Source organism: Chelativorans salis (genome assembly GCF_025336525.1).
Lineage (GTDB): Bacteria > Pseudomonadota > Alphaproteobacteria > Rhizobiales > Rhizobiaceae > Chelativorans > Chelativorans salis.
Genome location: NZ_JAOCZP010000003.1, coordinates 66,916 through 89,488, shown reverse-complemented (window position 1 = coordinate 89,488; position 22,573 = coordinate 66,916). Strand labels below are relative to the sequence as shown.

The following is a 22,573-nucleotide window of genomic DNA, read 5'->3' as shown; positions in this document are numbered from 1 at the left end:
CGGTAGCCTTCACTCTTTTCGCTTGCGCAGTGGATTGCCATAGCCATCAAATCAAAGGCGACAAAGCAGCCATCCTGTCCAGCTTGTTCAATTCAGACACCAGCGCCCCGATCTGATCGGGGGAAAAGGGGTCTGTCGCACGACCACCCGCGAGATAACGAAACTGCCACAAGGGCGTGCGTCCATCTCGAATAGCGCACATCAACCGCTCGAAGGCGGTATCATTCATGTCTTGTTGGACCTGTAGCTCAACGAACCAGGCCGACCAGACCTCATCGGAGATTGCGTTTTCGAAGAATTCCTCAGCGGCTTCAGGATCAACAGAGCTCCAACCCGAGATAAGGCCACGAACAGGAATAAGTGATATTTTATCGCTCGCGCTCTGAGCAATCAGATCACGAATACGCGACAGCAATGCAGCCACGTTTGGATAGGACTTTCCAAGCCCTCTCCCAAACGCATAAGCTGTTTGACTGTATTCTCGACTTATCAGGTAATTCTCAACTTGCCCGAGGGCATCAGTATCGTTGGCAACCTTCTCGCCTAATTTCTCCGCATAACGACTTGCCTTCTCGTGTGCCGAAGACGCGGATTCTTCATCATCCTCATCTGCAACATCGAATGCAGCAATTCCCTTTGCGAAAATCCGCGCCTTAACCTCAGTCACCAAATCGATAGGTCGAAGCTGCTTCTCCAAACACGTTGCAAGTTTTAGTGCAGAAACGTCGTCCTTGGAGATATCCCATCTCAGTACACGTTTGATTGCAAGCCAACCCTCGGGCCAGCTTTGTTCAGCGATCAAATCTTCACTCAGAGCCACGAGATTGCTTCTAATTTCTCGAACGCCCCAAAGGCCCCTAAACGCATCGGCAATTATGATGCGGATGCGATTCGCGTCGTCACCTTTGGCACTGTCGATTTCGCGGCATAGGTCAAACCACGATACGAACCATGATCGAACTTCCTCCGCTGTCTTCGGACGCCAGCCGTAATCGCGAGACCGAGAACCAAAATCGCTCCCAAAATGTGTTGTGAAGTGATCGGCCTTCAGCGCGGCGGCCAAGGCTTCGAATCCCAAGTCTCTGCACCTGTCCTCCTTTTCCTGCAAAAGATTAATGACCGCCGCTCGGCGCACTTCGAGTGGCGAATGGGTACCTGAATAGATAATGTGAAAAAGGGAAGACAGCGCTTCTCGAGCCGGCTCTTGATTGTACTCTCTAGTCTCCACCGCGGCGAAATTGACGAGAACTTGTAACCCGGCGACGGAACTGCGCGCCCGTGTCCTGGTGCGTGAGGGCACCCAATATGCCAACACCGCGTGGGCTGTCACCAACACCGCCGCCATCACCAGGGAAGCCTTAGCGCCTTCGCCAACGGCTTCCAAGACTTCTATGCACTTGGCGTGGCTCCATTCGACTCAACGGCGATCACCGATGCGGATGGCAGCAGAATCGGCCTTTCATTCGCCGCCGGTCAGAACGGCGTCGATGGATCGACTTCGGCCTTCATTCAGATCAGGGAGAAGACGGGAGATATCTCCAAACTGGCCGGCGTCAAAGTGACATGCCAGATGATCTTTGAGGTCTCGGAAACGTTCAATCCCACAATCACGGCATTCGTAACGGTGATCCGTGGTGGCGTCGCCGTCCCGTTGTCCTCCGGCTCTGCGTCGACGACGACCTTTTCGCTCGATCGATCAGAGCGCATCGGGAACAATCTCTATCGCGATGTCAGCTTTGTGCTCACGGGGGGAGAGAGCGAGATCAGGCCATTTGTGCGCCCAAGCGGTGCGAATGCCGCTGGCACAGAGACGATCACCTACTTGTCGCACAGGCTGGTTGTTGCCACGGTCGTGAGCAGCACAAGCGCCCTGCCGGAGCAAGCGCTCGCAGCTGCATTGCAGCGGACGCGCAAGGTTTCAGTCGACGAGGCGGTCGGCACCGCGCTAACACCGATATTGTATGCGCAGGAAACCATTCTCGCTGAGGACGGGTCTGGCGATACAACCGATTTCCGAACTGCCTACAATACCCTTGGTTCCGGCACGATCACGGAGCCGCATGCGGTCAAGATAGAGCCAGGCACATACACTCACGACGCCGCAGTGGTGGGCGATGTGAGCTACATCATTCCTAATTTCTTGGATATTGTTGGGCGCGATTCCGTCCCCTCAGTTATTCAGAACCTACAGGCACCTGCCGACACGGCGACCAACGAGCCGCTCAGGGCGTGGTATACCAACAAGTTCAGCGACTTCACTGCGATTGGCAAGAACGTCCGCTATACGTTCCACAACGATGCCGGCGGATCGCACCCGGACAATGTTCAGAATTTCGAGCGCGTACGCGCCATTCATCTTGGCAACCAGGGCGCCTATGACTATCAGGTTAGCCTCGGCGGCGCGGGTGATCCGGGCGCCGTGTGGATGCTCGACCGGCCATTCGGATATGGGACGAGCTCTGGCCAGCAAGTCTTCCTCGATCAATGCTATGTTCAGGGATACCAGCGCGGCTTCGGTCTCCATGACACGAACGACAACGACAAGCCGTTCTCTCTGGAGATCAAAAACACTGAGCTCGCGCTTACCTGGACCGATGACGACGAGACCTATGCGTTCTGGTTCGCTGGTCTCGGTTCGGGGCAGCCGGGCTCTGTGACACTCTACGGCGTCAGTTCGACCGGCGACCTCGACCTGAGGTTCAACCCGTGGCTATTCGAGCGATCCTGAAAATCAGCCCGCCGACCCCTCATGGCAGTTCCAGATCAGAGGGTATGCATGCGCGCCGCTCGTCTCCAAAGTGTCCGGACCGCAGCGGGCGTTAAGGATCGAAAGTTCCACGACAGGCCCAAGCTCATCAGTAGACGCCAGCGATTCGACCCCGGCTCTTCTCGACGCGCTCTTCGGAGAGGTGCATACACAAACCGGAGGCGGTGGACTGCCAGGGTATGTCTGGAGCCATGAGAACATCGCCGAGATGACAGTTGGCACGGGGGGCGGCTTTCAGATCACGGCTCTCGGCAAGCGGCTCGGCAACCGTACGCTCGAAACCTGGACATTAGCGATGTCGATTGATGGCGGCGCACCGATCAATGTCGATTTTGACGGCGACTATACTGCAGACTCGAACTCGACCATCCTCGGGCTGATCAATTCCGCTCTCGGGGCAGCCGGCGTCGCATCCGAATATGACATCATCGGGCGCCACCGGCCGATCTTCATGGATTGCGAGCGTCGGCTGATGAATTCCACGGCGGATGCCATCCCGATATGGTCTTGGTGCGCCTATGACGGATCGGTGAACAAGGTGCGCCTTATGACCAGCGCCGATGCAGACACTCTCGCGGCGGGCTGCGCCTTCGGCAACGATCTGTATCCTGATGAGATGGGCCGCATCAAGCATGCTGGCTATTACGGCATCAACGATATCATCGTTAACGGTGCGCCCGCGCTCGTCTTTGGCGATCTGTTGGAGATCGATGCCGCCAACCCAGGCCAGTTCGTGAAGAACAATGCGTCGGGGCGCCCAATCCTGCGCTGCATAAGGACTGATACGTTCGCGAGAGTGAAGCCATTAATTGCGCTCTAGACCTCTGGGAGGTGGGCGGCATGGTTGCCGGGGAATGGCTATCTATATCGGGACCGCCCAATAAATCAGAGTAGCGTAAACCCTAACAGGCGTCGTATGGGGTTGAACCACCGAGGCCGCTCGTTTGCCTCGTTTGCCTCTCTTAAGAGGGCCGCTTCACTGCGTGCGGATTCCAATAGCGGCAACACCTCGTCCAACCTGCTTTGCAAGCGATCTCCCCGCCTGGCCTCTTGGGCGATGCTCTCTGCTACAATCGATAGATGAGCCGCCGTGAAGGTATATGGTCCATTGATCTTGGCCGAGCCGTCTCGAATATCCCTCTCGCGGTCATATCGAGCGGACGCGGGAATGCGGGCATTCACCCTTTCGATTTCCGGACTAAGCCGCTCCCAAAGCGAGTGCTGCACCTTAAGAGAAGGCCGGATTTGCTCTGCGTCTATTTCGGGGAGCCGGAGCGCAAATTGCTCAGCGAGGAGATATCCGGGACCTCGAAAGTGGCGATTGAGGTGACGCTGCAGCTCGGCCTCACCGATGGAAAGGGGCCGGTTAACGTTCTTTATGGGGGGCGTCGCGAGCACGCCCGGTGTCAGATCCAACCAGTGCTCCACGACCTGAAGGAGGTTGCCGGCGCATGCAGAGTAGTTTTTGACGGTGACCGAAACTTCAGGAACCGTCTCGAAGAAGTCCAGAACCTCATTCACTTGTTGGGGGCGGTTGAACGACCGCAATCCACGGACGATGTCGGCAGTGTATCCGCCTCGCTTGACCCACTGCTGATAGCTGGAGCATGCATTGGAAACGGGGTCGCGGACAAAGAGAAGGACTTCAGCGCAATCAAATTCTCCCCTCTGAAGGAATGCCCTGAACTTCTCTTGTATGTCAGGCTTCGTGAATTCCTGAAACAATCTCTCAGCGCTATAGAGTACGCTTGGCTGGCGGCAGTCGAGTTTCGCGCCATTATTCAAGCTATCGAGAAAGAGTACGCCGTTACCAGACGAGACGCGGCCTTCTTTAGCCGCCAACATGTGGTCTTGGACTGGATAGCTTATTCCCGTCTGCTCGATCGCTGTGATGCTTCCCGCCAAGCTTGACTGGATATAACTGGAACCGGTCTTTCCGTGTCCAATGTGAAGATAAAGCTTTCGCACCCTGCGCCTCCCCGCGATTGCCCCTCACGAAGTGGAAAATACTTCGCACCTTCAGCCAGCGCGCCGAATGATGTTGCCTGAAGTTCCCATCGGCCGACACCGCTCGCACTTATAGCCAAACTTGAAGGGGATGACCATGGACCGCACAGGGCGCGGCGATCCTGCGCGTCAGACCTAGCTACCGTGGCCAAGCCCAGTAGATAAGAATGAAGATAGCGACATAGCCAGCAAATGCCGCAGCCGAGGTTGTCAATTCGCCCACGTTTCGACCTTCCGATCATGGCGGTGGCAGCCAGTGCGCCGAATGATGTTGCCTGAGATGCCCACCGCCCGCCACCGATAGGCACCATAACCAACGTCGAAAGGAAAGACCATGGATCGCACCGTGCCCAAGGGCGCGGCGATCCTTCGTGAATTCGTCTGTGCGATGAGACGAGCAAGCATCTCCCTGCAAATCACAAAGGCAGTGACGGACAGCGGGTTTGGGCGTGGTCATTGACCACAGTCGGGTCACCGCCCGCCACCGATCGCATCGTAGCACGGGCGGCGCTTGATGTGATTAAACCTGCGTCTCACGAAAGAGCGGCAGGCCAGTTGCTGTGGGGAACAAAGGTTGCAGCGTTCCGCTCCCTAGTCGGGGCCACCTGGTGGGCGCGTCAGAATCTGCATTCCTTAGAGTACAAAAATATAGAGCAGAACTATTACGACTAGCGGTACACCGAGAAGCCAAAGAAGTAGGCCGCGCAACATCTGATTGCTCCTGATTGATCTGGTGCACTCAAACGCGCGTCGGTGCCGGTAGTTCCTGCTTACTCCCTGACCCAATCCGAAAAACCGAAAGGAACAACCATGTTCGACGAAGCGACCGTTCGCGCGGTCGAGCGCATTGCCGCGCGCACAAAGACGGAGCCTGCCGCATGGCTGGCCGTGGCCGAGGTGGAAAGCGCCGGCCGCGTCTTCGCTGTCGTGGGCGGCAAGCACGAGCCGCTGATCCGGTTCGAGGGGCACTATTTTGACCGGCGCCTGACGGGCGAGAAGCGCGACCGGGCGCGGCGCGAGGGGCTGGCGCATCCCAATGCGGGCGCCGTGAAGAACCCGGCCGGGCAGGCGGCGCGCTGGCGGCTGCTCGCGCGCGCCATGGAGATCGACGCCGAGGCCGCGCTGGAATCGACCTCATGGGGCCTCGGCCAGGTGATGGGGGCGCACTGGCAGTGGCTCGGCTTCAAGACGGTCAAGGGCCTCGTGGGCCTGGCGCGCAAGGATGCCGCCGGGCAGATCGAATTGATGGCGCGCTATGTGGAAAAGGCCGGCCTCGTCGACGAATTGCAGCGCAAGGACTTCTCCGCCTTCGCCCGCGGCTACAACGGGCCGGGCTTCGCCAAGCACGGCTATCACACGAAGATGGCGCGGGCCTACGAGCGGCTGTCCGGAGCAAAGCCCGTCTCGGCGGCCACGGGAATGCTGCGCATGGGTTCCAAAGGTGCGCGTGTGCTGGAGCTGCAGGTGCTGCTCCGCCGTGCGGGCCATGCGGTGGAGGTCGACGGAGATTATGGACCGGCCACCAAGGACGCCGTGATGGCCTTCCAGCGCGCCGGCGGACTTGCCGTCGACGGCGTAGCGGGCCCGGAGACGATGCGCGCGCTGCAGGCTTTCAGGAAGGCGCCCGACGAGCGACCTGGTGAGCCGCGGGTGACGGAGGTGCCGGAAGTGCGCGACGCGGCCAAGGGTCTCGGGCCCGTCGCCATCGTCATGTCGATCCGGGACCAGATCGCAGAGCTTGGCTACTCGCTCTTCGGGATCGAGATCGAGACGGCGCAGACGGTCGCCAACGGGCTTTTGGCGGTCTCGGGCCTGATCGGCGCGGGGCTGGCCGTCTACGGCCTCTATGGCTGGTGGAGGAGCCGGCAAACGGAGGAGGGGGATGTGCGCGTATGACGCCCGATCTGGAAACGCAAGTCCGTCTGGGCCATCGCGCTTGTTTTCGTGGCAGGTGGCGGGGCCTGGGTTGGAGGCCTGACAATCGCCGATGCAGCGGCGCTGATCGACCTGGCCTTTAACCTGGTCGCAGGGATTGTCTGATGGCTGGCGGCAATGACACCGCCTTCTGGCAGGCGCTCATCTGGCGCATCGCGCTCGGCCCCGCCTGGCGCCTGGCGCTCCATTGCTGGCCGGTGACGTTGCTCGGCCTTGGCGCCATCGCGCGGCTGATCTGAGGGTGCTGGTGATGTTTTCCGTCATAGCCAGTGCGCTTGGCATCAGCCGGATCTTCGCCTGGATCGGCGCGGCCGTGCTCGCGGCCGGCGCGATCTGGGGCGTCTATGAGTTCGTCAAACACCAGGGCGCCGACGAGGTGCGCACCGAAATCGAAAGGCAGAACAATGAAGCTGGTCTCAAAGGGAGTGAGGCTCGCCTGTCTCGCCGTGATTGTGTCGACGCTGGCGGCGTGTGGGACTTCCGAGCCGGCAAGTGCACCGGGGCTGCGTCTGGCGATCGGTAACAGCCTGCCGGGGGCGAAGGGCTTGGGCGTCGCCGACCAGGATCGCATAGACGACACTGTCGCCGGCGGTTGCGTCACCGGGGTCTATACGTCGCTCGAATGCGAGCGTCACACGAAGGCAAGCGCGGAGCGGCGCGCGGAACTGGCGCAGCGATAGGAGCGGGGAACTTGGCACAAACCAGCCTGAATGAAATCTACAAGGCCGTCGGCGAACTCACCAACGCTGTGCAGGGGCTTCAGCGACAGATCGAGGGCAACGAGAAACGCAACGCGGAGAGCATCCGCAAGGCCGACCAGAGCCGCGCCAACGTGCACCGACGCCTCGACGAGGTGGTGATGCGCACGACTCATCTGGAAAGCGACATGATGAGCGTCAAGGGCAAGGTCGAAAGCGTCCAGACCGTGACCGACGATATCAAGCAGATGCGCCAACAGGCCGTGGGCGCCGGAACGCTGGGCGTCTGGCTTTGGAAGATCGGCGGATGGGTCATCGGCGCCGCTGCCGGCTTCATGGCGGCGTATACCTGGCTGACCGGCCGGCCGCCGCCGTAGAGATCGCGCCTCCAATCTGGTCGAGAAAATTAACATGCCCCGCTGGCCTCACGGCTGGCGGGGCTCATTTTTTTGCCCGTTCCCGCCCCCCTTCGCTCGTATAGCGAGCCGAGATTGTCACAGAGCCGGCCAATCGGCGAAAGGTGCCGAGCCCGGTGGGAGGCCCGGGCTCGACAGGGGAGTGTGGCTTTCCCTGACCCCGTCGGGGGCAGACCCCAAGCCACGGGGGTTCTGTGAGGCGGGCACCGAAGTTGGTGCGTTGGCCAGCAGTTATGCTGTGAGCGTTATCTCATAGGAGCCAGAATTGTCGCCATATTGACCCGGTTGATCATTGTAGAGGAATGCAATTTCGCCGTCCTCTTGCACTGTGTAATGGGACAGTCCGCTCCCGACGACCGTGCAAGTGTCGCCGTTACCAATCTTCATCAGACATGCACCGACATTAGCACTGGGCAGAAGTGCTTTGGCCCAGTGAAGTGCCCCGTCAGGACCGGTGTCCGGGTTGTTCGGCCCTCCAGCGTTTGCTGTCCCTGTAACCGTGATCGAGATCACATCTCCCCTGCTGACGGTGTGGCCAGTTCGCACGCCCGGTTCATTCGTCGCTTCGAGCGTGCCTTTCCACACGACCGCCGGTGTTACTCTCTCGACGGTGACGTCGAAAGTGCCCGAATTGTTGCCATACTCACCCGGCACATCGTTGTACAGGAATGTGATTTCGCCCTCCTCCTGAAAGTGGTGATGGGACACTCCGGTGCCGATCTCCTTCAGCTCGCCGTTCTTGCCAATCCGCATCAGAACTGCACCGACATTCGTTCCGGGCAGAATTGCTTTTGGGTCTTTATTTTGAGGGTCTCCGTCAGGGCCTTCCTCCGGAGCGGCCGGCCCGTTTTTTGCCGACCCCGTGACGGTGATCGTGATCACGTCGTCTTCTTTGAGGTGCACACTTGTTGCTTTCCCCTGTTCCGCACTGGCGTCAAGTTTCCCATGCCACATCGGTCGCTCCTTTCGAAGATAACTCGGTGAACTCGGCACGTCGCTCTGGATGCGCCGAGATCCGCGCCAACCATTTGAGGTTAAGCAAAAGGGAGAGGAGCTGGTATTGTAAGAAACTACAGGTCGAGTGGAATAAGGCGGTGCTGAGCCACGCCTACGTGCTGGCCTCTATGGCTGGCGGGGCTTTTTGCATTTTCCGTTCCATCTCCATAGACTGCCGATGCCAGCAAGCAGGAGGATCTATGGGCCGGGACGGTGGCGACAAGAACGCTCTCGAAGACGTCGACGAAACCAGAATCGTTGAATGGGCGAGAGCAATCTATGGTGCCGATGCGCCGACGGCTGTTGCTTACTGTGCCCTTGAGGCGCGCGCCGAGGGCAATCAGGAGGAATACGGATTCTGGTTCGGCATCTTCAATCGCTTGCGCAACTAATCACTGCTTGGTGCTCGGCCCATCCCGCTGCGAAAATACCGCCTTCACGCCAAGGTCGAGCTGCCTGTGAAAATGCTCCGTCCAGGCGAGGGCATCGCGTTCATTCGGCATGTTCCGCAACATGAAGAGCAGCGTAAGATCCACGAGCGCTTTCATCTGGCCGAGATCAGAGAGCCCCTCCAACGCCGCACAATTGGCTACAGGCCATTCACCTGATGTGCTCCAACAAGAAGGGCATTAGCGCGCATCAGCTTCACTGCGTTCTGGAGGTCACCTTACAATACGGCTTGGTTTCTGGCCCACCTTATTGGGGAGGCGATGCGCTCGGATGACTTCTCCACCCCAGGCTGTGAGGGGCAGATGTTCGCCGGCATGAAATCGGGCATTGCAATGGCTGGCTTGGCAGCCACCCAGAGTGATCGCACGAACCATTGCACGCGAAACTGATCCCGGGACCCTGCTACTTTTGAAGTAGCGTCGCACCTTTCGGCGGCTTCGCCAGCCAATTGGTCAGCTGTGCGCCGATCGGGAGCACGCATACCTTTGCCGAGGGTCCAGATCATGGGAAGGCTGCGATGCGGATTCTGGTTTCATCGCTGGTTGTTTCGGCAGCGTCAATCACTCTGCCGGCGTGCGCCATGCTTCAACCGAACCCTCAGTATCAGAGCGCAGAGGATCCGCGAGTATTGCCAGCGGCTCCCGTCGGGCCAGCCTATAGTACAAGCGACGGTGGCGGATCGTATTCGTCCAACTCGTCTTCTAGAGGGGGGTCCACATCTGGATCGTCGAGTTCAGGCACCAACTCCTCGTCCGGGTCTGGCGGTTCCTCCGGTTCTTCAGGGTCAGGCGGTTCATCAGGCTCGGGATCCGGATCGGATGGGTCAAGTGATTCTGGCGGTTCAGACAGCGGCTCCGGAGGCAGCACCGGAGGAGATGACAGCGGGGGAGACGATAGCGGTGGCGGTGACGCCGGAGGATGGGGCTAACGCGGCGACGGTGATCCTCCAGCCATGCGGCACAGACGAGAGGTGTAGCCGGTTCAGGTAATGATCCCTTGCTACAAAACGCTGGATCTCCCTAACTGCTGACATATGGTGCAATTGCTGGACTATCGAGTTCGCCTCGCTGATACGCCGCCAAGGCAGCGAAATCGCCGGCCACGACAATTTGAAGGCCGAGCGGATCGATCCGCCATGGAGCATGGGCGTGGAGCTGGCTCCCTATCCCGTGCCGACGCACCCAGCGCACAGACGATACGGCGCTTGGTGGCCATCAAGATTTTACGTCGACCGGTCTGGAAAGACGAGCAGGCATAGGAGAGTCTCTTCCTCCGAGACCCTATTCCGCTGCGCCCTTGGGCAGGAATCCCTTGGCTTCTAGATCGGCGACGATCAGCATCTCGACATAGGACGCCACCGTCCTGCGATCAGCCTTCGCAGCCTTCTCTAAAGCCTCCTTCACGATGGGCTCGATCCTGAGACCAAGTGCGGCGGTGCGTGCCATTCTTCTGTCCTCTGATTGCAAATGTTAGCAGATGTTAGTTGCGCAGGCACTAACAATGTGTTACCTCTGCTAACGTTGATAGCACTCTTTTGGGAGAAAAACCATGCCGAAGAACCGGCTGCCGGCGAAGCTATGCCCGCTGCCAAGATCAACCGCCGACACATGCTGACCGGCGTCGGCGCCGCCACAGCAACAGCGTTAACGCTTGGTAAAGCCGAATCAGCTGGACTGCCGAATGCGGGGGGCTTCCTGGAGGGAAAGGAGGACACCCCTATGAACATGATCAATCATCAGGAACAATTCCGCGACACGACTATCGAAACCGTCGCTAAAATGCGCGTGGCGCAGGTGGGCCACAAAGGCCATCCCGCCGACGATTTGTCGTTCATGGCGAGGCGCAAACCCATCGGACGTGGCGTGGACTACTGGAGAATCCACGGAGCCGATAGCTATTCGGGGGAATGGGAGGCGGGGGCTATCCTCGCTGATGAATATCTTGCCTACGTCGGCGCCCACCCCACTAACGGCAACGCAAATTTGCTTCATTGTATCGTTGAAGGCATGTTTCAGCGGCCGGAAGTTCAGCGCAAGGGGATGCTTACGGGTATCGAGATGGCGTTTCTAAAGCGATTGAACGATGTATTGCTCTCAGTGGCCGCCGATTTGAAAAAGTTCAAATACTTCGAGAAGAGCAAGGCTAATAAAGAAGCCGCCAAGGAGCGGTTCGAGAAGCGGCACGACTCGCCATTCTATGTCACAGCCTTTACCGATTGCATCGGCGGCACGGTGTGCGACCGACATTATCGGAGCGAGAAAGTTCTGGTCGACCCCCGTGGGAAGCTCGATGAGCCCTGTCTCGTAGTGTTCCAGTTCAGGGGCGGGGGCGTACATTTGGTGTCCTGGGAGCCGACACGCCGCGACAGTGACGGCAGGTTTGCCGCAAAGGGAAAAAAAATGGGCCTTTTGGACGGCTTTATCCACTACGACTTCAGTGAAGACAATAAGACCCTGCGCGTCCTTGGCCGTGTGGTAGGTGATCGGCGCCCTCCGATTCGTGCCTAAAAAGCTGAAGCTGAGACCCCTGGCAACAGACTTGGCCCGCTGCCTCACTGTGGCGGGCTTTCTCATTGCGTGTCGGCGTGCCATCCTCTCCCAAGGGCGGGGCCTTGGAAGGGAGGCAGCCCATGGACAGGCGAAACTGGGCCATCGTGGCCATTGCGGTTCTGATCATTGTGGTTTTCGGATTCATGTATTGGCCCACAGGCGACGAGCCGACCGCATCTCAAGAAGAACCAGCGACGGAGGAACCTGCCGAGCCGGAAGCGGCGGACTAGGTCCGTAAGCGCCCGCCACTGGAAACGGTGGCGGGCTCCTTAGCTTGAGCCCACCAAGTTGGCACACATAGCCCGGCTGCTGCGGTGGCCGGGTTATTGCTGCTGCTTGAAAAATCCATTCGCTGATGGCTCAATGGTGACGCGGGTGGAGCAACGATGAACGTTATGCGTACAGGGGCATCATTACTTGCAGCGTCGCTCTACTGCGTCCCTGCGCATGCCACACTCGAATACACGACGGAGAAGACGGACGGCGGCTATGTCGTCGTCCTCGTCCAGGGGGAATTCGAATACAGCGATGACTTGACGAGGTTCCGTAGCGAGCTTTCCGACCAAGGCGCATCTGTGGTCGCGTTCCACTCAAGCGGCGGGAATATCGCGAAGGCGATGGAACTCGCCGCATCATACGAGCCTTTGAACTGACGACCCTCCAGCCGCGCGGGCTCGAATGCTCCTCCGCCTGTGCGCTCGCCTTTATGGGTGCGTGGCCCGATTTGCCGAGCCCGGCGCAATTGGCGTGCATCGATCATCCTTCGAAAGGGACGCTGGGTTCTCCTCTACTGAGGCAGTCGAAGCCGTCCAGGCGATTACCGCTGAAGTGATCGCTTATATGGTCGAAATGGGGGTTGACCCCACGCTTCTCCAGTTAGCGCTGTCTTATGGCAGCGACGATGTCCGTTACCTGTCGCGCAGCGAAATGGAGCAGTTCCGAGTAGTGACGGTGGAAGATGCGGCGCCGCCGGCGGCAGCACGGGAAAACACTGCTCCAATCGTTGCCAGTCGTCCTGAGGACGCCGCACTGAAAAGTTTTGTAGAGTCGGTGATTGCCGCTCACACGATGACTGAGGTGCAAGCGATCGCTGCGGTTGGCGGCGCCTATGCAAGCCAAGTTTTCTACTACGGAAAATTTCATGAGCTTTCGTCGGTCCTGAACGATAAGCGCAACTACTTTCGACGTTGGCCCGAGCGCTTCTATGCGGTTCGTCCGCGTTCCACCACCGTCAAGTGCGAGGATAACATCTGTTCCGTGTCCGGCATCTATGACTGGCATGTCCGTAGCGAACCGCGCAACCGACAAGCCTCAGGAACGGCGACGTTTACATTCGTGATCGACACTTCGCAAAGTATGCGGATCGTTGGAGAGACGAGCGAAGTGATGCATCGCAACTAGCGGCCGAATTCCTTCACTCAGGATCAATTTGCTGCGGAGGCCACTCAAACACTGGTCGGATGCCGATAACGCCTCGGTCCTCCGCCTTGGCCCAAATTCTCCAACGCGCGAAGGGAACATCTTCCGCACTTTGCTCCCTTACTCGGCTGTGCCTTTGGAGACTAAACGTCATCTCAAGCGCCGGATTGTTGCCATCAGCATAGCCCACGATAAGCAGTGGCTGATCCTGGCGCAGAAGGACAGTGCCACGGCTGTGGAGGGTCCGATTCCCGGGCCAGGACTCTTCCGCATCCAATAGCTCCAAGGCCCAGGCTGGACCGTAGCTCACGCATGCGCCGTCTGTGTCGGGCCAAGAATAGCGGTGAGGTGCATCGGCGTCGATGCCTACTCCTCGAAGGACGATAAGGTATGCTCTGTCCCGAGCGGCGTCGATTGCTTCCAATATGCCGAGGGCGTGCTCGTCGTCATTGCCAACTCTAATCAGCTCGCCTGGAGCACACTCGGCTAAGCGTTTGACGTCAACATTGCGCAGAATTTCCATTGGATTATGCTCCTCCGCCTGTCGCATCCATGTCGCGTGGACCTGCCGTGGCGACGTCTTCCCATGTCACGGGCGAGTTTCAAATCGGTACGCTGCCCGGCCTACCGGGCGACCTCATAGTACAGGCTTTCGGGATCCTCGCTCCGCGTATTCCGAACCTGAAGCTTGGCGATGCGGATCAAGCCTTCGTCGCTGGTCGGCTGCGTAGCTCCGCCGGTCTGTATTCCAAGATCGGTTATCGGCATCTCTGCGAGCAGATCGTCTTTTGTGTCGTCACAGTAGACCCTCACCACCGCACTTCGCTTCGTGTTCTCTTCAGCCATCTGCTTCCCCCTTTGCCTTGCTGCAGTCTGCGAGAAATCGCGAGCTGGCGCAATCGGTACCCCGGAACCTAGATTCGCCCCTCACGGCAAATTTTTCTACCAGGAACCCATACGGCACCCAAGTGGCGTTTCGGCAAAATAGTAAGTAGACACTTGTCTATATCTTATTGATTTCTTTGGATATTTTGGTGAGCGCGCAGGGGCTCGAACCCTGGACCTACTGATTAAAAGTCAGTTGCTCTACCAGCTGAGCTACGCGCTCGCGCGATAGCGGCAGGGCCGCTTGCGGGAGTGCGGCGGAACATAGTCAGGCGGGTTTCGCCGGTCAACCGCAAAAGGGAGCGGCTGTAGTGCTCTTATCATGCGTGAAGCTGCGGCGGTTTGCCACGAGATGGTGATTGGAGCGTGTGTCGGTTGGCGGTTATATGCTGGCTGGACGCGAAACCGCGAGGGATCAGGAAAGGGCATGGCCATCGATATAGGCTACGCAAGCGCGTTGTTGGCGGGGGCGATCTCGTTCCTATCGCCTTGCGTTCTGCCGCTCGTGCCGCCCTATCTGTGCTACATGGCCGGCGTCTCGGTGGAGGATTTCCGACGGCCCGAGGGCAGCCCGAGCGCCCGGCTTTCGCTGATGACGGCGGCACTCGCCTTCGTGCTCGGCTTTTCCACCGTCTTCGTTGCATTGGGGGCGGGCGCTTCGACCATCGGGGCGGTGCTGCGGGCCTGGCAGCAGGAATTGGCCATGGCGGCCGGGCTTGTCATCATCCTCATGGGCTTGAATTTCCTGGGCATCGTGCGCATCCCATTCCTGTCACGCGAGGCCCGTTTCCATGCCGGCGGCAAGCCGGCGAGCCTGGGGGCGGCCTATGTGATGGGCCTTGCCTTCGGTTTCGGCTGGACACCCTGTATCGGCCCGGTGCTGGGGCCGATCCTGACACTTGCCGGCGGGCGCGAGACGGTGGGAGAGGGCGCTTTGATGCTCGGCGTCTATTCGGCGGGGCTCGGCATTCCCTTCCTCATCGCCGCGCTCTTCTCCGAAGCCTTCATGCGCTTCCTGCAGCGCTTCCGCATGCATCTGGGCCGCGTGGAAAAGGCCATCGGCGGGCTGCTGGTCGTTGCCGGCGTCCTGTTCCTGACGGGCGGTATGCAGACCATGGCCTATTGGCTTCTGGAGACCTTCCCGACCCTCGGCCGGCTCGGATAAAAGCCGGCGCATTGGAGCTTGCCCTTCAGGGTGCTACACATCGCCCGATTCCAGAGTAACGAGCGGATTTCTTCCATGAAAAAGCGAACCTGCCTCGCCATTGTCCTTGCAGCCGGCGAGGGCACCCGCATGAAGAGCGCGCTGCCCAAGGTGCTGCATAGGATCGGCGGACTCCCGATGGCCGCCCACGTGATGGCGGCCGCAGGCGCTGCCGGCGCCGACGCACTGGCGCTCGTGGTCGGCAACGGCGCCGAGGCGGTGCAAGGGGCGCTGTCCGGTGTTTCCGTGGGCGCGCCGACACCGGAATTCTTCGTCCAGCCGGAGCGGCGGGGCACGGCGCACGCGGTGCTCGCCGCGCGCGCGGCGATTGCGCGCGGCTATGACGACGTGCTCGTCATCTTCGGCGACCATCCGCTGCTCGTGCCCAGGGTGCTGCTGGACGCCCGTGCGAAGCTTTCGGAGGGCGCGGCGGCGGCCGTCCTGGGCTTCCACCCGCCGGTGCCCGCCGGCTATGGCCGCCTGATTGAAAAGGACGGACGGCTCGTGGCGATCCGCGAGGAGAAGGACTGCTCGGAAGCGGAAAGAAGTATCGGCTTCTGCAACAGCGGCATCATGGCGATCGCGGGCGAGCACGCGCTCGGCCTGCTGGACGCCGTCAGCAACGACAACGCCAAGGGGGAATTCTACCTGACCGACGTTGTTGAGATCGCCAACAGCCGGGGGCTTTCGGTCGTGGCGACCGAGGCGGATCACGTTAGCGCGCTCGGCATCAATGACCGCATCCAGCTCGCCGAGGCCGAAGCGATCTGGCAGGCGAGGCGACGGCGCGAGATGATGTTTGCCGGCGTCACGCTGATTGCGCCCGAGACCGTCTTCTTCTCCCACGACACCGAAATCGGCCCGGACACCGTCATCGAGCCGAATGTGTGGTTCGGCTCGGGTGTGAAGATCGCCGCCAACGCCCGCATCCACGCCTTTTCACATCTCGAGGAGGCGACGGTGGAGAGCGGCGCCACGATCGGCCCCTTCGCCCGGCTGCGGCCCGGGGCGGAGGTGATGGAGAATGCCAAGGTGGGCAATTTCTGCGAGGTCAAGAAGGCGCGCATTGGACCCGGCGCCAAGGTGCCGCATCTCTCCTATATCGGCGACGCGTCGGTGGGGGCTGCGGCAAATATCGGCGCCGGCACCATCACCTGCAACTATGACGGCTTCAACAAGCACCGCACAGACATCGGCGCCGGCGCCTTTGTCGGCACCAATTCCTCCCTCGTCGCACCGCTTGCGATAGGCGAGGGTGCCTACATCGCCTCAGGTAGCGTCATCACCCAGAATGTGCCAGACGACGCGCTCGCCTTCGGCCGCGCCCGTCAGACGACGCGCGAGGGCCGCGGCAAGCTGCTGCGCGAGAGGCTGGCGGCGCAGAAAAAGAAGTAGCGGGCCTCACCCCCCCTTCTTCCGCTCCTCGGCGAGATCGTCCAATAGGCGGCTCATCTCGTCCTCGATGGAGAGGTTTGCCCGCTGCGGCTGCGGCGACGGTTCCTCCGCCTCCTTCTTGACCGGTTCATCGAACTTGACCGGTTCATCGACCGCGACATCGATTTCCCTGGCGAGAGCGGCGTCCTCTTCGCCGTCACCCGCGGCGGATGCCGGTTTCGGTTCGCTTTGCGGCGCAGGCTGCGGCTCCGCGTGCCGCATCGGCGGGGCGGCCGGTCGCTCCGGCTCGCTGCGCACGGGTCGTTGGGCGGCGGGCGCCGATGCAGGCGTGACGGCACGTAGGTTCGGGGTAGGGCGCGGTCTCGGCGCGGGCGGTGGCACGGAAGGCGCGACCGCCTCCCGGCGCGGCGGCCGCTGCATCATGGTGGGCTCGCCGTCGCGGGCGCCGATCCGTGGCTCAATCACCAGATCGCTCGGGCCGCCAATCAGAATCAGGTGCTCTACGTCATCGCGGCGCACCAGCACCAGCCGCCGCTGGCTGTCGACCGCCGTTGCATCGACCACGGCAAGGCGCGGCAGCCGGTTGCGCCCGCCTGCGACGAACGTGCCGGAGGCGCGGTTGCGGACCATGCGCACAACGATCAGGACGATCGCGAGCAGGATGAGTGCGGCAAGGGTCCACAATATCGCCGTGACATAGTTTTCCCCCGCCAGACCTGCCAGCCATTCACCCATCATCGCGCTCCATGCCAAGTTTCTGTCAGGGAAGCCAAACTAGGCGTCGATATGCACCCCGGCAAGGTTGAATCCGCCACCTGCCACGATAGTCGAGAGCCCGCCGGTTACCGTTGCCGACCTTGCGCATGCCTCTGGCCCTGATATATGGCGGGGAGACCATGGGGCCGCTTGCAGTCGGCGCGACGGGCAGGAAACGGATGGCCAAAATCAGTGGCGGCGAAATAGACACGGCACCCATCATCGACCAGGGCGCGCGCCCAGGCGTGATTACGCGGCTCATCATCTTCATCCTCGTGTTGACCGGATCGGCGCTGATCTTCGCGCTTTTCCAGGAAAGGCTCGGTGAGGGTTTTCTGCTCGGCGTCCTCGGCGTCATGGCCATGATCGGGGTGGGATACCTGTTCGCCAGCGCCATCGGCTTTATCCAGATCGCCCCGCGATCCACCGGCGACGAGCTCTCCCGCTCCTTCATCGATTCCATGGCCGAGGGCCTACTGGTCACCGACACCAGGGGCAACATCCTCTATGCCAACCGCGCCTATGCCGCGCTTACCGGCGCCACCTCGGCCACCGACGTAAAGACTGTCGAGGCACTTCTGTCCGACAACCCGGAAGCCGCCCCTGTGACCGAGCGGCTGGCGGCAAGCTTGCGCGACGGGCTGCCAGGCGACGGCGAATTCCGTCTTTCCCGGCCAATCCGGCCCGGCGGCGAACCCGGCGCCCGCTGGTACCGCGCCTGGGCGCGCGTTTTCAAAGTACCGGGCCACCGCAGACCGCTGTCCGCCTGGCTTCTTACCGACATTTCCGACGAGCGTGCCGAGCAGGAGCGCTTCTTCCTCGACCTGCAGAAGGCGATCGATCATCTCGACCATGCGCCGGCCGGTTTTTTCGCGGCGGATGCCGATGGCCGCGTCACCTACCTCAATGCGACACTGGCCGAATGGCTGGGCATCGACCTTGCCAATTTCGTGCCCGGCGCCTTGAGCCTGCCCAACATCGTCGCCGGCGACGGCATGGCGCTCATCCAGGCGGTCAAGGCCGAGCACGGCACTACGCGCAACGCCGTTATCGATCTCGATCTCGCCACCGTGCGCGGCGAGGCGCTTCCGGTGCGCTTCATGCACCGGGTGACGGCCACCCGGGAGGGCTTGCCCGGTCCAACCCGTACCATCGTGCTCAACCGCACGTTGGGCGAGGACGCCTCGGCCGATCTGCGTGCCTCCGAGGTGCGCTTCACTCGCTTCTTCAACTCGACTCCCATGGCGATCGCCAGTGTCGACCATGACGGCCGTATCCTGCGCACCAACGCGCCCTTCCTGTCGCTATTTTCCAGTGCCGTCGACCGCGACGCCGTTGACCGGAGCATCCGCCTCGACACGGTCATGCACGAGCGCGACCGCGAAGCATTCGCTATGGCGTTGGAAAAGGCCAAGCAGCGCCAAGCCGACATCGCCCCCATCGACACCGTGCTGCCCGGTGACGAGGAGCGCCACATGCGCTTCTACGTCAACGCTGTGGCCGATCCGGGCGGCGGCGAGGGGGCGGAAGAGGCAGCCATCGTCTATGCCGTGGAGACCACGGAGCAGAAGGCACTCGAGGCGCAGATGGCGCAAAGCCAGAAGATGCAGGCCGTCGGACAACTTGCCGGCGGCATCGCGCACGACTTCAACAACGTGCTCACCGCCATCATCATGGCTTCCGACCTGCTTTTGACGAACCACCGGCCGTCCGACCCGTCCTTCCCGGACATCATGAATATCAAGCAGAACGCGAACCGCGCCGCCTCTCTGGTGCGCCAGTTGCTCGCGTTCTCGCGCCGCCAGACCTTGCGTCCCGAGGTGCTGAACCTGACCGACGTGCTGGCTGATCTGCGCATGCTGCTCTCCCGCCTGGTCGGCAACGATATCAAGCTCGATATCGAGCACGGCCGCGACCTGTGGCCGGTGAAAGCCGACATAGGCCAGTTCGAGCAGGTGGTGGTGAATCTCGCCGTCAACGCCCGCGATGCCATGCCCGAAGGCGGCACGCTCACCGTACGCACGCGCAACATCACGGCCGATGATTGCGCCGGATTTGCCTATCGCGAGCTGGCGCCGGCCGATTATGTGGTGGTCGAGGTGGAGGACACCGGCACCGGCATCCCACCGGAGGCGCAGAAGAAGATTTTCGAGCCCTTTTTCACCACCAAGGAGGTGGGTAAGGGAACGGGGCTGGGCCTATCGATGGTGTATGGCATCGTCAAGCAGACGGGCGGCTTCATCTTCTGCGATTCGGAAGTTGGCAGGGGAACGACGTTCCACATCTTCCTGCCACGGCATGTGCCAGGTGCGGCCGAGGTGGAGGCGGCGCGAGTTGCTGTGGCCAACGGCGCGGCCGAGGCGGCCCACAAAGCAAAGCAGGAGAACCGAGATCTTTCCGGCTCCGCTCGCGTGCTCTTGGTGGAGGACGAGGACGCCGTGCGCATGGGCAGCGTGCGCGCGCTCTCTTCACGCGGCTATGAGGTGCACGAGGCAAGCTCGGGAACGGAGGCTCTGGAGATTTTCAAGGAACTCGACGGCAAGATCGATATCGTCGTCTCCGACGTCGTTATGCCGGAGATGGACGGACCGACGCTTCTTGGCGAACTACGCAAGGTCCAGCCCGATATCAAGTTCATCTTCGTCTCCGGCTATGCGGAAGACGCCTTTGCCAAGAACCTACCTTCCGACGCCACCTTCGGATTCTTGCCAAAACCGTTCTCGCTCAAGCAGTTGGCGACGGTGGTGAAGGAAATGCTGGAAGGGGAGGCCTAGGCCGGCTCGCTGCGCACGGCCACCGGGCCAGGGGGCAGTGACAGGTGGTGACTTCTGTTAACCGCTTCAGACTGTGACGGGCCGCCGCACGCGCTCTTCGCTGCCGAAAATCTCCAGATACCGCTTTATTGCCTGCGGATCGCCGGTCGCTTTTTCCGGATTGTCCGAAAGCTTCACCGCCGGTCTTCCGTTCGCCTCGCTTACCTTGCAGACCATGGAAATAGCCTTGAGGCTGTCAATCTCCTTCGGCGCGCAGTCCTCGAAATCATTGGTGAGATTGGTGCCCCAGCCGAAGGCCGTGCGCACGCGGCCCTTGAAGTGCCGATGCGTCCGCTCGATAGTATCGACGTCCAGCCCGTCGGAAAAGATTAGGAGCTTCTCGCGCGGGTCCTGGCCGCGCTCCTTCCACCACGAGATGATGCGTTCCCCGCCCTCGACGGGCGGTGCGCTGTCGGGGCGAAAGCCGGTCCAACCGGCCACCCAGTCGGGTGCTGCGTGCAGGAAGGCCTCTGTGCCGAAGGTATCCGGCAGAACGATCAAAAGATTGCCGCCGTAGTAGGTCTGCCAGTCCTCGAGCACTCGGTAGGGCGCTGCCCTCAGCTCTTCTTCCGTATCGGCAAGCGCTGCCAGCACCATGGGCAACTCGTGCGCGTTGGTACCCAGCGCCTCCAGATCCGTGTCCATCGCCAGGAGCACGTTGGAGGTACCGGTAAATGCCTCGCCAATCCCCTCCTTCAGCGCCTCCACGCACCAGCGCTGCCACAGGAAGGAGTGGCGCCGCCTGGTGCCGAAATCCGAGATGCGGATGTCGGGGTACCGCTTCAGCCGCTCCACCTTCGACCATACCTTGGCCTTGGCGCGCGCGTAGAGCACGTCCAGCGCGAAGGGGCCGAGCGAGCGCATGGCTGCGCGCGAGCGCAGTTCGTTGATAATGGCGAGCGCCGGAATCTCCCACATGGTGGTTTCCTCCCAGCGCCCGTGGAAGTGCAGCTCGAACTGTCCGTTGTGACGCCGAAGCTCATATTCCGGCAATCGGAAATCAGCGAGCCAGGCGAGAAAATCGGGCTGGAAGATCTGCTTGCGGCCGTAGAAGGTGTTGCCCGCCAGCCAGATCATCTCCTTCTTGGTGAAGCGGATGGTGCGTGCATGGTCGAGTTGCTCGCGCAACTCCCCCTCGTCGATCTCGGCCGCAAGCTGCACCTTCTTGTTGCGGTTCATCAACGAGAAGGTGGCGTTCACATCCGGGTAGAGGCCGCGGATCATCTGCAGCATCAAGAGCTTGTAGAAATCCGTGTCCAACAAGCTGCGGCAGATCGGATCGAGCTTCCATGTGTGATTGTAGACCCGGCGCGCGAGATCGGTCTTTGTCATGCTAGCCATTTTACCTCGCCACCGTCCGCTCTGCGTAATCTGCCCGGAACCCACACCGCCAAGGCGAAAATGTCAATGACGCGGGCGGCAGGGAATAGGTTGTGCCGCAATGGAACGATCAACAAGGCGCAGCGTTATATCGCCACGAGTCCAGGAATCATGTTAGGCATTACTAATAAAAGATTAACGAGCCGGGAGGAGACTGATCCTGGGAGGAACAACCTCTTGAGGAATAGCCATGAACGGCTCACTCTCGACCTTCCTTTCTCGCGGATTTGCCGCCACACTGCTGCTGCCGCTAATACTTCCCGCCTTATCCGATTCAAGCTTTGCGCACCAAGCCAAGTCTGGTTGGGCATATCCCTACGCCTGTTGCTCCAACCAGGACTGCCGCGAGATACCTGCCAAGCTGGTGTCTGAACGGCCAGAGGGCTACGTCATCAATCCGACCGGCGAGGTGGTAGCCTATACGGACCGGCGCGTGAAGGAATCGCCCGACGGCGTCTATCACTGGTGCTCCGTTGCCGGCGATGACAACTCACGCACCATCTGCCTGTTTGTGCCCCCGAAGCTTTTCTAGCGCAGGAGGCACCGCCGCCGAACCAGCGGCGCGCCGCACATCAGGAATCGTTCTGCGGCAGATCGGTCGCATCATTGTCTATGACGCCGAAATCCTGCGATTTTGCGCCAGCGGCGACTTTCAGGAATCCCCCTGACTGCAAGCCGCGCCGCAGCAGTTCCCGCACCGCCGCGGCTCTGCTCGGCATGCGGTTTTCGAACCTGAAATCCTCCAGCGCCTGCAGCTCTTCGGGGCTCAGCATGATTTGCAGGCGTTCCGGTCGCTCGAGTGTCGACAAGCCTCACCTCCACCAGGAACAATCATTGTCGCTGAGTGCGTGCGAAATATGTGGGTGCGCCGGCCAGTTAGTCAAGAACGCATAATGAGTAATC

General features: G+C 60.7%; 24 protein-coding genes, 1 tRNA gene and 1 pseudogene. 16 read left to right on the top strand and 10 right to left on the bottom strand.

The window, feature by feature from the left end; translation table 11 throughout:
* Positions 1–46: 46 nt before the first annotated feature.
* Entirely contained in the window at positions 47–1,384 is a 1,338-nt protein-coding gene (locus N5A92_RS10605; protein ID WP_260902515.1) for a hypothetical protein, read from the bottom strand.
* Positions 1,385–1,402: 18 nt separating this feature from the next.
* Here N5A92_RS10605 and N5A92_RS10600 point away from each other — a divergent pair, with 18 nt between their 5' ends.
* Positions 1,403–2,728 carry a hypothetical protein gene (locus tag N5A92_RS10600; protein ID WP_260902514.1) on the top strand — a complete coding sequence of 442 codons (1,326 nt, stop codon included), beginning with the start codon at positions 1,403–1,405 and terminating at the stop codon, positions 2,726–2,728.
* A gap of 247 nt (positions 2,729–2,975) precedes the next feature.
* Positions 2,976–3,587 carry a hypothetical protein gene (locus N5A92_RS10595; protein WP_260902513.1) on the top strand — a complete coding sequence of 204 codons (612 nt, stop codon included), beginning with the start codon at positions 2,976–2,978 and terminating at the stop codon, positions 3,585–3,587.
* A 65-nt stretch (positions 3,588–3,652) separates the two neighbouring features.
* On the opposite strand, the gene N5A92_RS10590 is transcribed toward N5A92_RS10595, so the two are convergent.
* Positions 3,653–4,735 (bottom strand): hypothetical protein, encoded by a 1,083-nt coding sequence (locus N5A92_RS10590; protein ID WP_260902512.1) that lies wholly within the window; start codon positions 4,733–4,735, stop codon positions 3,653–3,655.
* A gap of 849 nt (positions 4,736–5,584) precedes the next feature.
* On the opposite strand from N5A92_RS10590, the gene N5A92_RS10585 reads away from it, so the two are divergent.
* The 4 genes from N5A92_RS10585 (at position 5,585) to N5A92_RS10570 (ending at position 7,784) form a co-directional block, all read left to right on the top strand.
* Positions 5,585–6,670 carry an N-acetylmuramidase domain-containing protein gene (locus N5A92_RS10585; RefSeq protein WP_260902511.1) on the top strand — a complete coding sequence of 362 codons (1,086 nt, stop codon included), beginning with the start codon at positions 5,585–5,587 and terminating at the stop codon, positions 6,668–6,670.
* A 143-nt stretch (positions 6,671–6,813) separates the two neighbouring features.
* The gene (locus N5A92_RS10580) at positions 6,814–6,948 is read left to right on the top strand and encodes a hypothetical protein (RefSeq protein ID WP_260902508.1); all 135 of its coding nucleotides are present in this window, start codon (positions 6,814–6,816) and stop codon (positions 6,946–6,948) included.
* Between the two features lie 165 nt (positions 6,949–7,113).
* Positions 7,114–7,389, top strand: a complete 276-nt coding sequence (locus tag N5A92_RS10575; protein ID WP_260902506.1) for a hypothetical protein — start codon at positions 7,114–7,116, stop codon at positions 7,387–7,389.
* Positions 7,390–7,400: 11 nt separating this feature from the next.
* Entirely contained in the window at positions 7,401–7,784 is a 384-nt protein-coding gene (locus N5A92_RS10570) for a DUF1515 family protein (protein WP_260902504.1), read from the top strand.
* A gap of 270 nt (positions 7,785–8,054) precedes the next feature.
* Here N5A92_RS10570 and N5A92_RS10565 read toward each other — a convergent pair whose 3' ends face one another.
* Positions 8,055–8,777: a LecA/PA-IL family lectin gene (locus tag N5A92_RS10565; RefSeq protein ID WP_260902502.1), complete on the bottom strand. Its 723-nt coding sequence runs from the start codon at positions 8,775–8,777 to the stop codon at positions 8,055–8,057.
* A gap of 242 nt (positions 8,778–9,019) precedes the next feature.
* On the opposite strand from N5A92_RS10565, the gene N5A92_RS10560 reads away from it, so the two are divergent.
* Positions 9,020–9,211, top strand: a complete 192-nt coding sequence (locus N5A92_RS10560; protein WP_260902499.1) for a hypothetical protein — start codon at positions 9,020–9,022, stop codon at positions 9,209–9,211.
* Here the strand turns inward: N5A92_RS10560 and N5A92_RS10555 are convergent, their stop codons facing one another.
* Positions 9,212–9,367 carry a hypothetical protein gene (locus tag N5A92_RS10555; RefSeq protein WP_260902498.1) on the bottom strand — a complete coding sequence of 52 codons (156 nt, stop codon included), beginning with the start codon at positions 9,365–9,367 and terminating at the stop codon, positions 9,212–9,214.
* A gap of 32 nt (positions 9,368–9,399) precedes the next feature.
* On the opposite strand from N5A92_RS10555, the pseudogene N5A92_RS10550 reads away from it, so the two are divergent.
* Positions 9,400–9,571: pseudogene (locus N5A92_RS10550) on the top strand (IS1595 family transposase); the annotation flags it as partial.
* Positions 9,572–10,549: 978 nt separating this feature from the next.
* Here the strand turns inward: N5A92_RS10550 and N5A92_RS10545 are convergent.
* Positions 10,550–10,714, bottom strand: coding sequence for a hypothetical protein (locus N5A92_RS10545; RefSeq protein WP_260902495.1), 165 nt, complete (start codon positions 10,712–10,714; stop codon positions 10,550–10,552).
* A 57-nt stretch (positions 10,715–10,771) separates the two neighbouring features.
* Between N5A92_RS10545 and N5A92_RS10540 the strand changes: the two genes are divergently transcribed.
* From N5A92_RS10540 to N5A92_RS10525, 4 genes are all read left to right on the top strand, one after another.
* A complete protein-coding gene (locus N5A92_RS10540; RefSeq protein WP_260902493.1) occupies positions 10,772–11,776 on the top strand; it encodes a hypothetical protein in 1,005 nt (334 codons plus the stop codon).
* A gap of 122 nt (positions 11,777–11,898) precedes the next feature.
* A complete protein-coding gene (locus tag N5A92_RS10535) occupies positions 11,899–12,048 on the top strand; it encodes a hypothetical protein (protein WP_260902491.1) in 150 nt (49 codons plus the stop codon).
* Between the two features lie 156 nt (positions 12,049–12,204).
* On the top strand, positions 12,205–12,471 hold the full coding sequence (locus tag N5A92_RS10530; RefSeq protein ID WP_260902488.1) for a hypothetical protein: 267 nt from the start codon (positions 12,205–12,207) through the stop codon (positions 12,469–12,471).
* Positions 12,472–12,496: 25 nt separating this feature from the next.
* Positions 12,497–13,219, top strand: coding sequence for a hypothetical protein (locus N5A92_RS10525; protein WP_260902487.1), 723 nt, complete (start codon positions 12,497–12,499; stop codon positions 13,217–13,219).
* A gap of 642 nt (positions 13,220–13,861) precedes the next feature.
* On the opposite strand, the gene N5A92_RS10520 is transcribed toward N5A92_RS10525, so the two are convergent.
* Positions 13,862–14,083, bottom strand: a complete 222-nt coding sequence (locus N5A92_RS10520; protein ID WP_260902485.1) for a hypothetical protein — start codon at positions 14,081–14,083, stop codon at positions 13,862–13,864.
* A gap of 186 nt (positions 14,084–14,269) precedes the next feature.
* A tRNA-Lys gene (locus tag N5A92_RS10515) sits at positions 14,270–14,345 on the bottom strand.
* A gap of 204 nt (positions 14,346–14,549) precedes the next feature.
* Here N5A92_RS10515 and N5A92_RS10510 point away from each other — a divergent pair.
* Together N5A92_RS10510 and glmU are read left to right on the top strand one after the other, a co-directional pair.
* The gene (locus N5A92_RS10510) at positions 14,550–15,287 is read left to right on the top strand and encodes a cytochrome c biogenesis CcdA family protein (RefSeq protein ID WP_260902483.1); all 738 of its coding nucleotides are present in this window, start codon (positions 14,550–14,552) and stop codon (positions 15,285–15,287) included.
* 75 nt (positions 15,288–15,362) lie between these two features.
* Positions 15,363–16,721 (top strand): bifunctional UDP-N-acetylglucosamine diphosphorylase/glucosamine-1-phosphate N-acetyltransferase GlmU, encoded by a 1,359-nt coding sequence (glmU, locus tag N5A92_RS10505; RefSeq protein WP_260902482.1) that lies wholly within the window; start codon positions 15,363–15,365, stop codon positions 16,719–16,721.
* Between the two features lie 6 nt (positions 16,722–16,727).
* Here the strand turns inward: glmU and N5A92_RS10500 are convergent, their stop codons facing one another.
* Complete coding sequence (locus N5A92_RS10500) at positions 16,728–17,456, bottom strand: flagellar biosynthetic protein FliO (protein WP_260902481.1); 729 nt, start codon at positions 17,454–17,456, stop codon at positions 16,728–16,730.
* Between the two features lie 200 nt (positions 17,457–17,656).
* On the opposite strand from N5A92_RS10500, the gene cckA reads away from it, so the two are divergent.
* Positions 17,657–20,251, top strand: a complete 2,595-nt coding sequence (cckA, locus tag N5A92_RS10495) for a cell cycle histidine kinase CckA (RefSeq protein ID WP_260902480.1) — start codon at positions 17,657–17,659, stop codon at positions 20,249–20,251.
* Between the two features lie 66 nt (positions 20,252–20,317).
* On the opposite strand, the gene pncB is transcribed toward cckA, so the two are convergent.
* Complete coding sequence (pncB, locus tag N5A92_RS10490; RefSeq protein WP_260903553.1) at positions 20,318–21,622, bottom strand: nicotinate phosphoribosyltransferase; 1,305 nt, start codon at positions 21,620–21,622, stop codon at positions 20,318–20,320.
* 238 nt (positions 21,623–21,860) lie between these two features.
* Here pncB and N5A92_RS10485 point away from each other — a divergent pair, with 238 nt between their 5' ends.
* A complete protein-coding gene (locus tag N5A92_RS10485) occupies positions 21,861–22,202 on the top strand; it encodes a hypothetical protein (protein ID WP_260902477.1) in 342 nt (113 codons plus the stop codon).
* Between the two features lie 40 nt (positions 22,203–22,242).
* Here N5A92_RS10485 and N5A92_RS10480 read toward each other — a convergent pair whose 3' ends face one another.
* Positions 22,243–22,479 (bottom strand): hypothetical protein, encoded by a 237-nt coding sequence (locus N5A92_RS10480; protein ID WP_260902475.1) that lies wholly within the window; start codon positions 22,477–22,479, stop codon positions 22,243–22,245.
* Positions 22,480–22,573 lie beyond the last annotated feature (94 nt).

What these genes read in the sequence shown, in the direction of transcription:
- N5A92_RS10555 (WP_260902498.1), bottom strand. Translation starts at nt 9,367, where the DNA reads ATGAAAGCGCTCGTGGATCTTACGCTGCTCTTCATGTTGCGGAACATG.
- N5A92_RS10565 (WP_260902502.1), bottom strand. Translation starts at nt 8,777, where the DNA reads ATGTGGCATGGGAAACTTGACGCCAGTGCGGAACAGGGGAAAGCAACA.
- N5A92_RS10580 (WP_260902508.1), top strand. Translation starts at nt 6,814, where the DNA reads ATGGCTGGCGGCAATGACACCGCCTTCTGGCAGGCGCTCATCTGGCGC.
- cckA (WP_260902480.1), top strand. Translation starts at nt 17,657, where the DNA reads ATGGCCAAAATCAGTGGCGGCGAAATAGACACGGCACCCATCATCGAC.
- N5A92_RS10500 (WP_260902481.1), bottom strand. Translation starts at nt 17,456, where the DNA reads ATGGGTGAATGGCTGGCAGGTCTGGCGGGGGAAAACTATGTCACGGCG.
- N5A92_RS10560 (WP_260902499.1), top strand. Translation starts at nt 9,020, where the DNA reads ATGGGCCGGGACGGTGGCGACAAGAACGCTCTCGAAGACGTCGACGAA.
- N5A92_RS10545 (WP_260902495.1), bottom strand. Translation starts at nt 10,714, where the DNA reads ATGGCACGCACCGCCGCACTTGGTCTCAGGATCGAGCCCATCGTGAAG.
- N5A92_RS10595 (WP_260902513.1), top strand. Translation starts at nt 2,976, where the DNA reads ATGACAGTTGGCACGGGGGGCGGCTTTCAGATCACGGCTCTCGGCAAG.
- N5A92_RS10520 (WP_260902485.1), bottom strand. Translation starts at nt 14,083, where the DNA reads ATGGCTGAAGAGAACACGAAGCGAAGTGCGGTGGTGAGGGTCTACTGT.
- N5A92_RS10535 (WP_260902491.1), top strand. Translation starts at nt 11,899, where the DNA reads ATGGACAGGCGAAACTGGGCCATCGTGGCCATTGCGGTTCTGATCATT.
- N5A92_RS10530 (WP_260902488.1), top strand. Translation starts at nt 12,205, where the DNA reads ATGAACGTTATGCGTACAGGGGCATCATTACTTGCAGCGTCGCTCTAC.
- pncB (WP_260903553.1), bottom strand. Translation starts at nt 21,622, where the DNA reads ATGACAAAGACCGATCTCGCGCGCCGGGTCTACAATCACACATGGAAG.
- glmU (WP_260902482.1), top strand. Translation starts at nt 15,363, where the DNA reads ATGAAAAAGCGAACCTGCCTCGCCATTGTCCTTGCAGCCGGCGAGGGC.
- N5A92_RS10510 (WP_260902483.1), top strand. Translation starts at nt 14,550, where the DNA reads ATGGCCATCGATATAGGCTACGCAAGCGCGTTGTTGGCGGGGGCGATC.
- N5A92_RS10485 (WP_260902477.1), top strand. Translation starts at nt 21,861, where the DNA reads ATGAACGGCTCACTCTCGACCTTCCTTTCTCGCGGATTTGCCGCCACA.
- N5A92_RS10525 (WP_260902487.1), top strand. Translation starts at nt 12,497, where the DNA reads ATGCTCCTCCGCCTGTGCGCTCGCCTTTATGGGTGCGTGGCCCGATTT.
- N5A92_RS10585 (WP_260902511.1), top strand. Translation starts at nt 5,585, where the DNA reads ATGTTCGACGAAGCGACCGTTCGCGCGGTCGAGCGCATTGCCGCGCGC.
- N5A92_RS10575 (WP_260902506.1), top strand. Translation starts at nt 7,114, where the DNA reads ATGAAGCTGGTCTCAAAGGGAGTGAGGCTCGCCTGTCTCGCCGTGATT.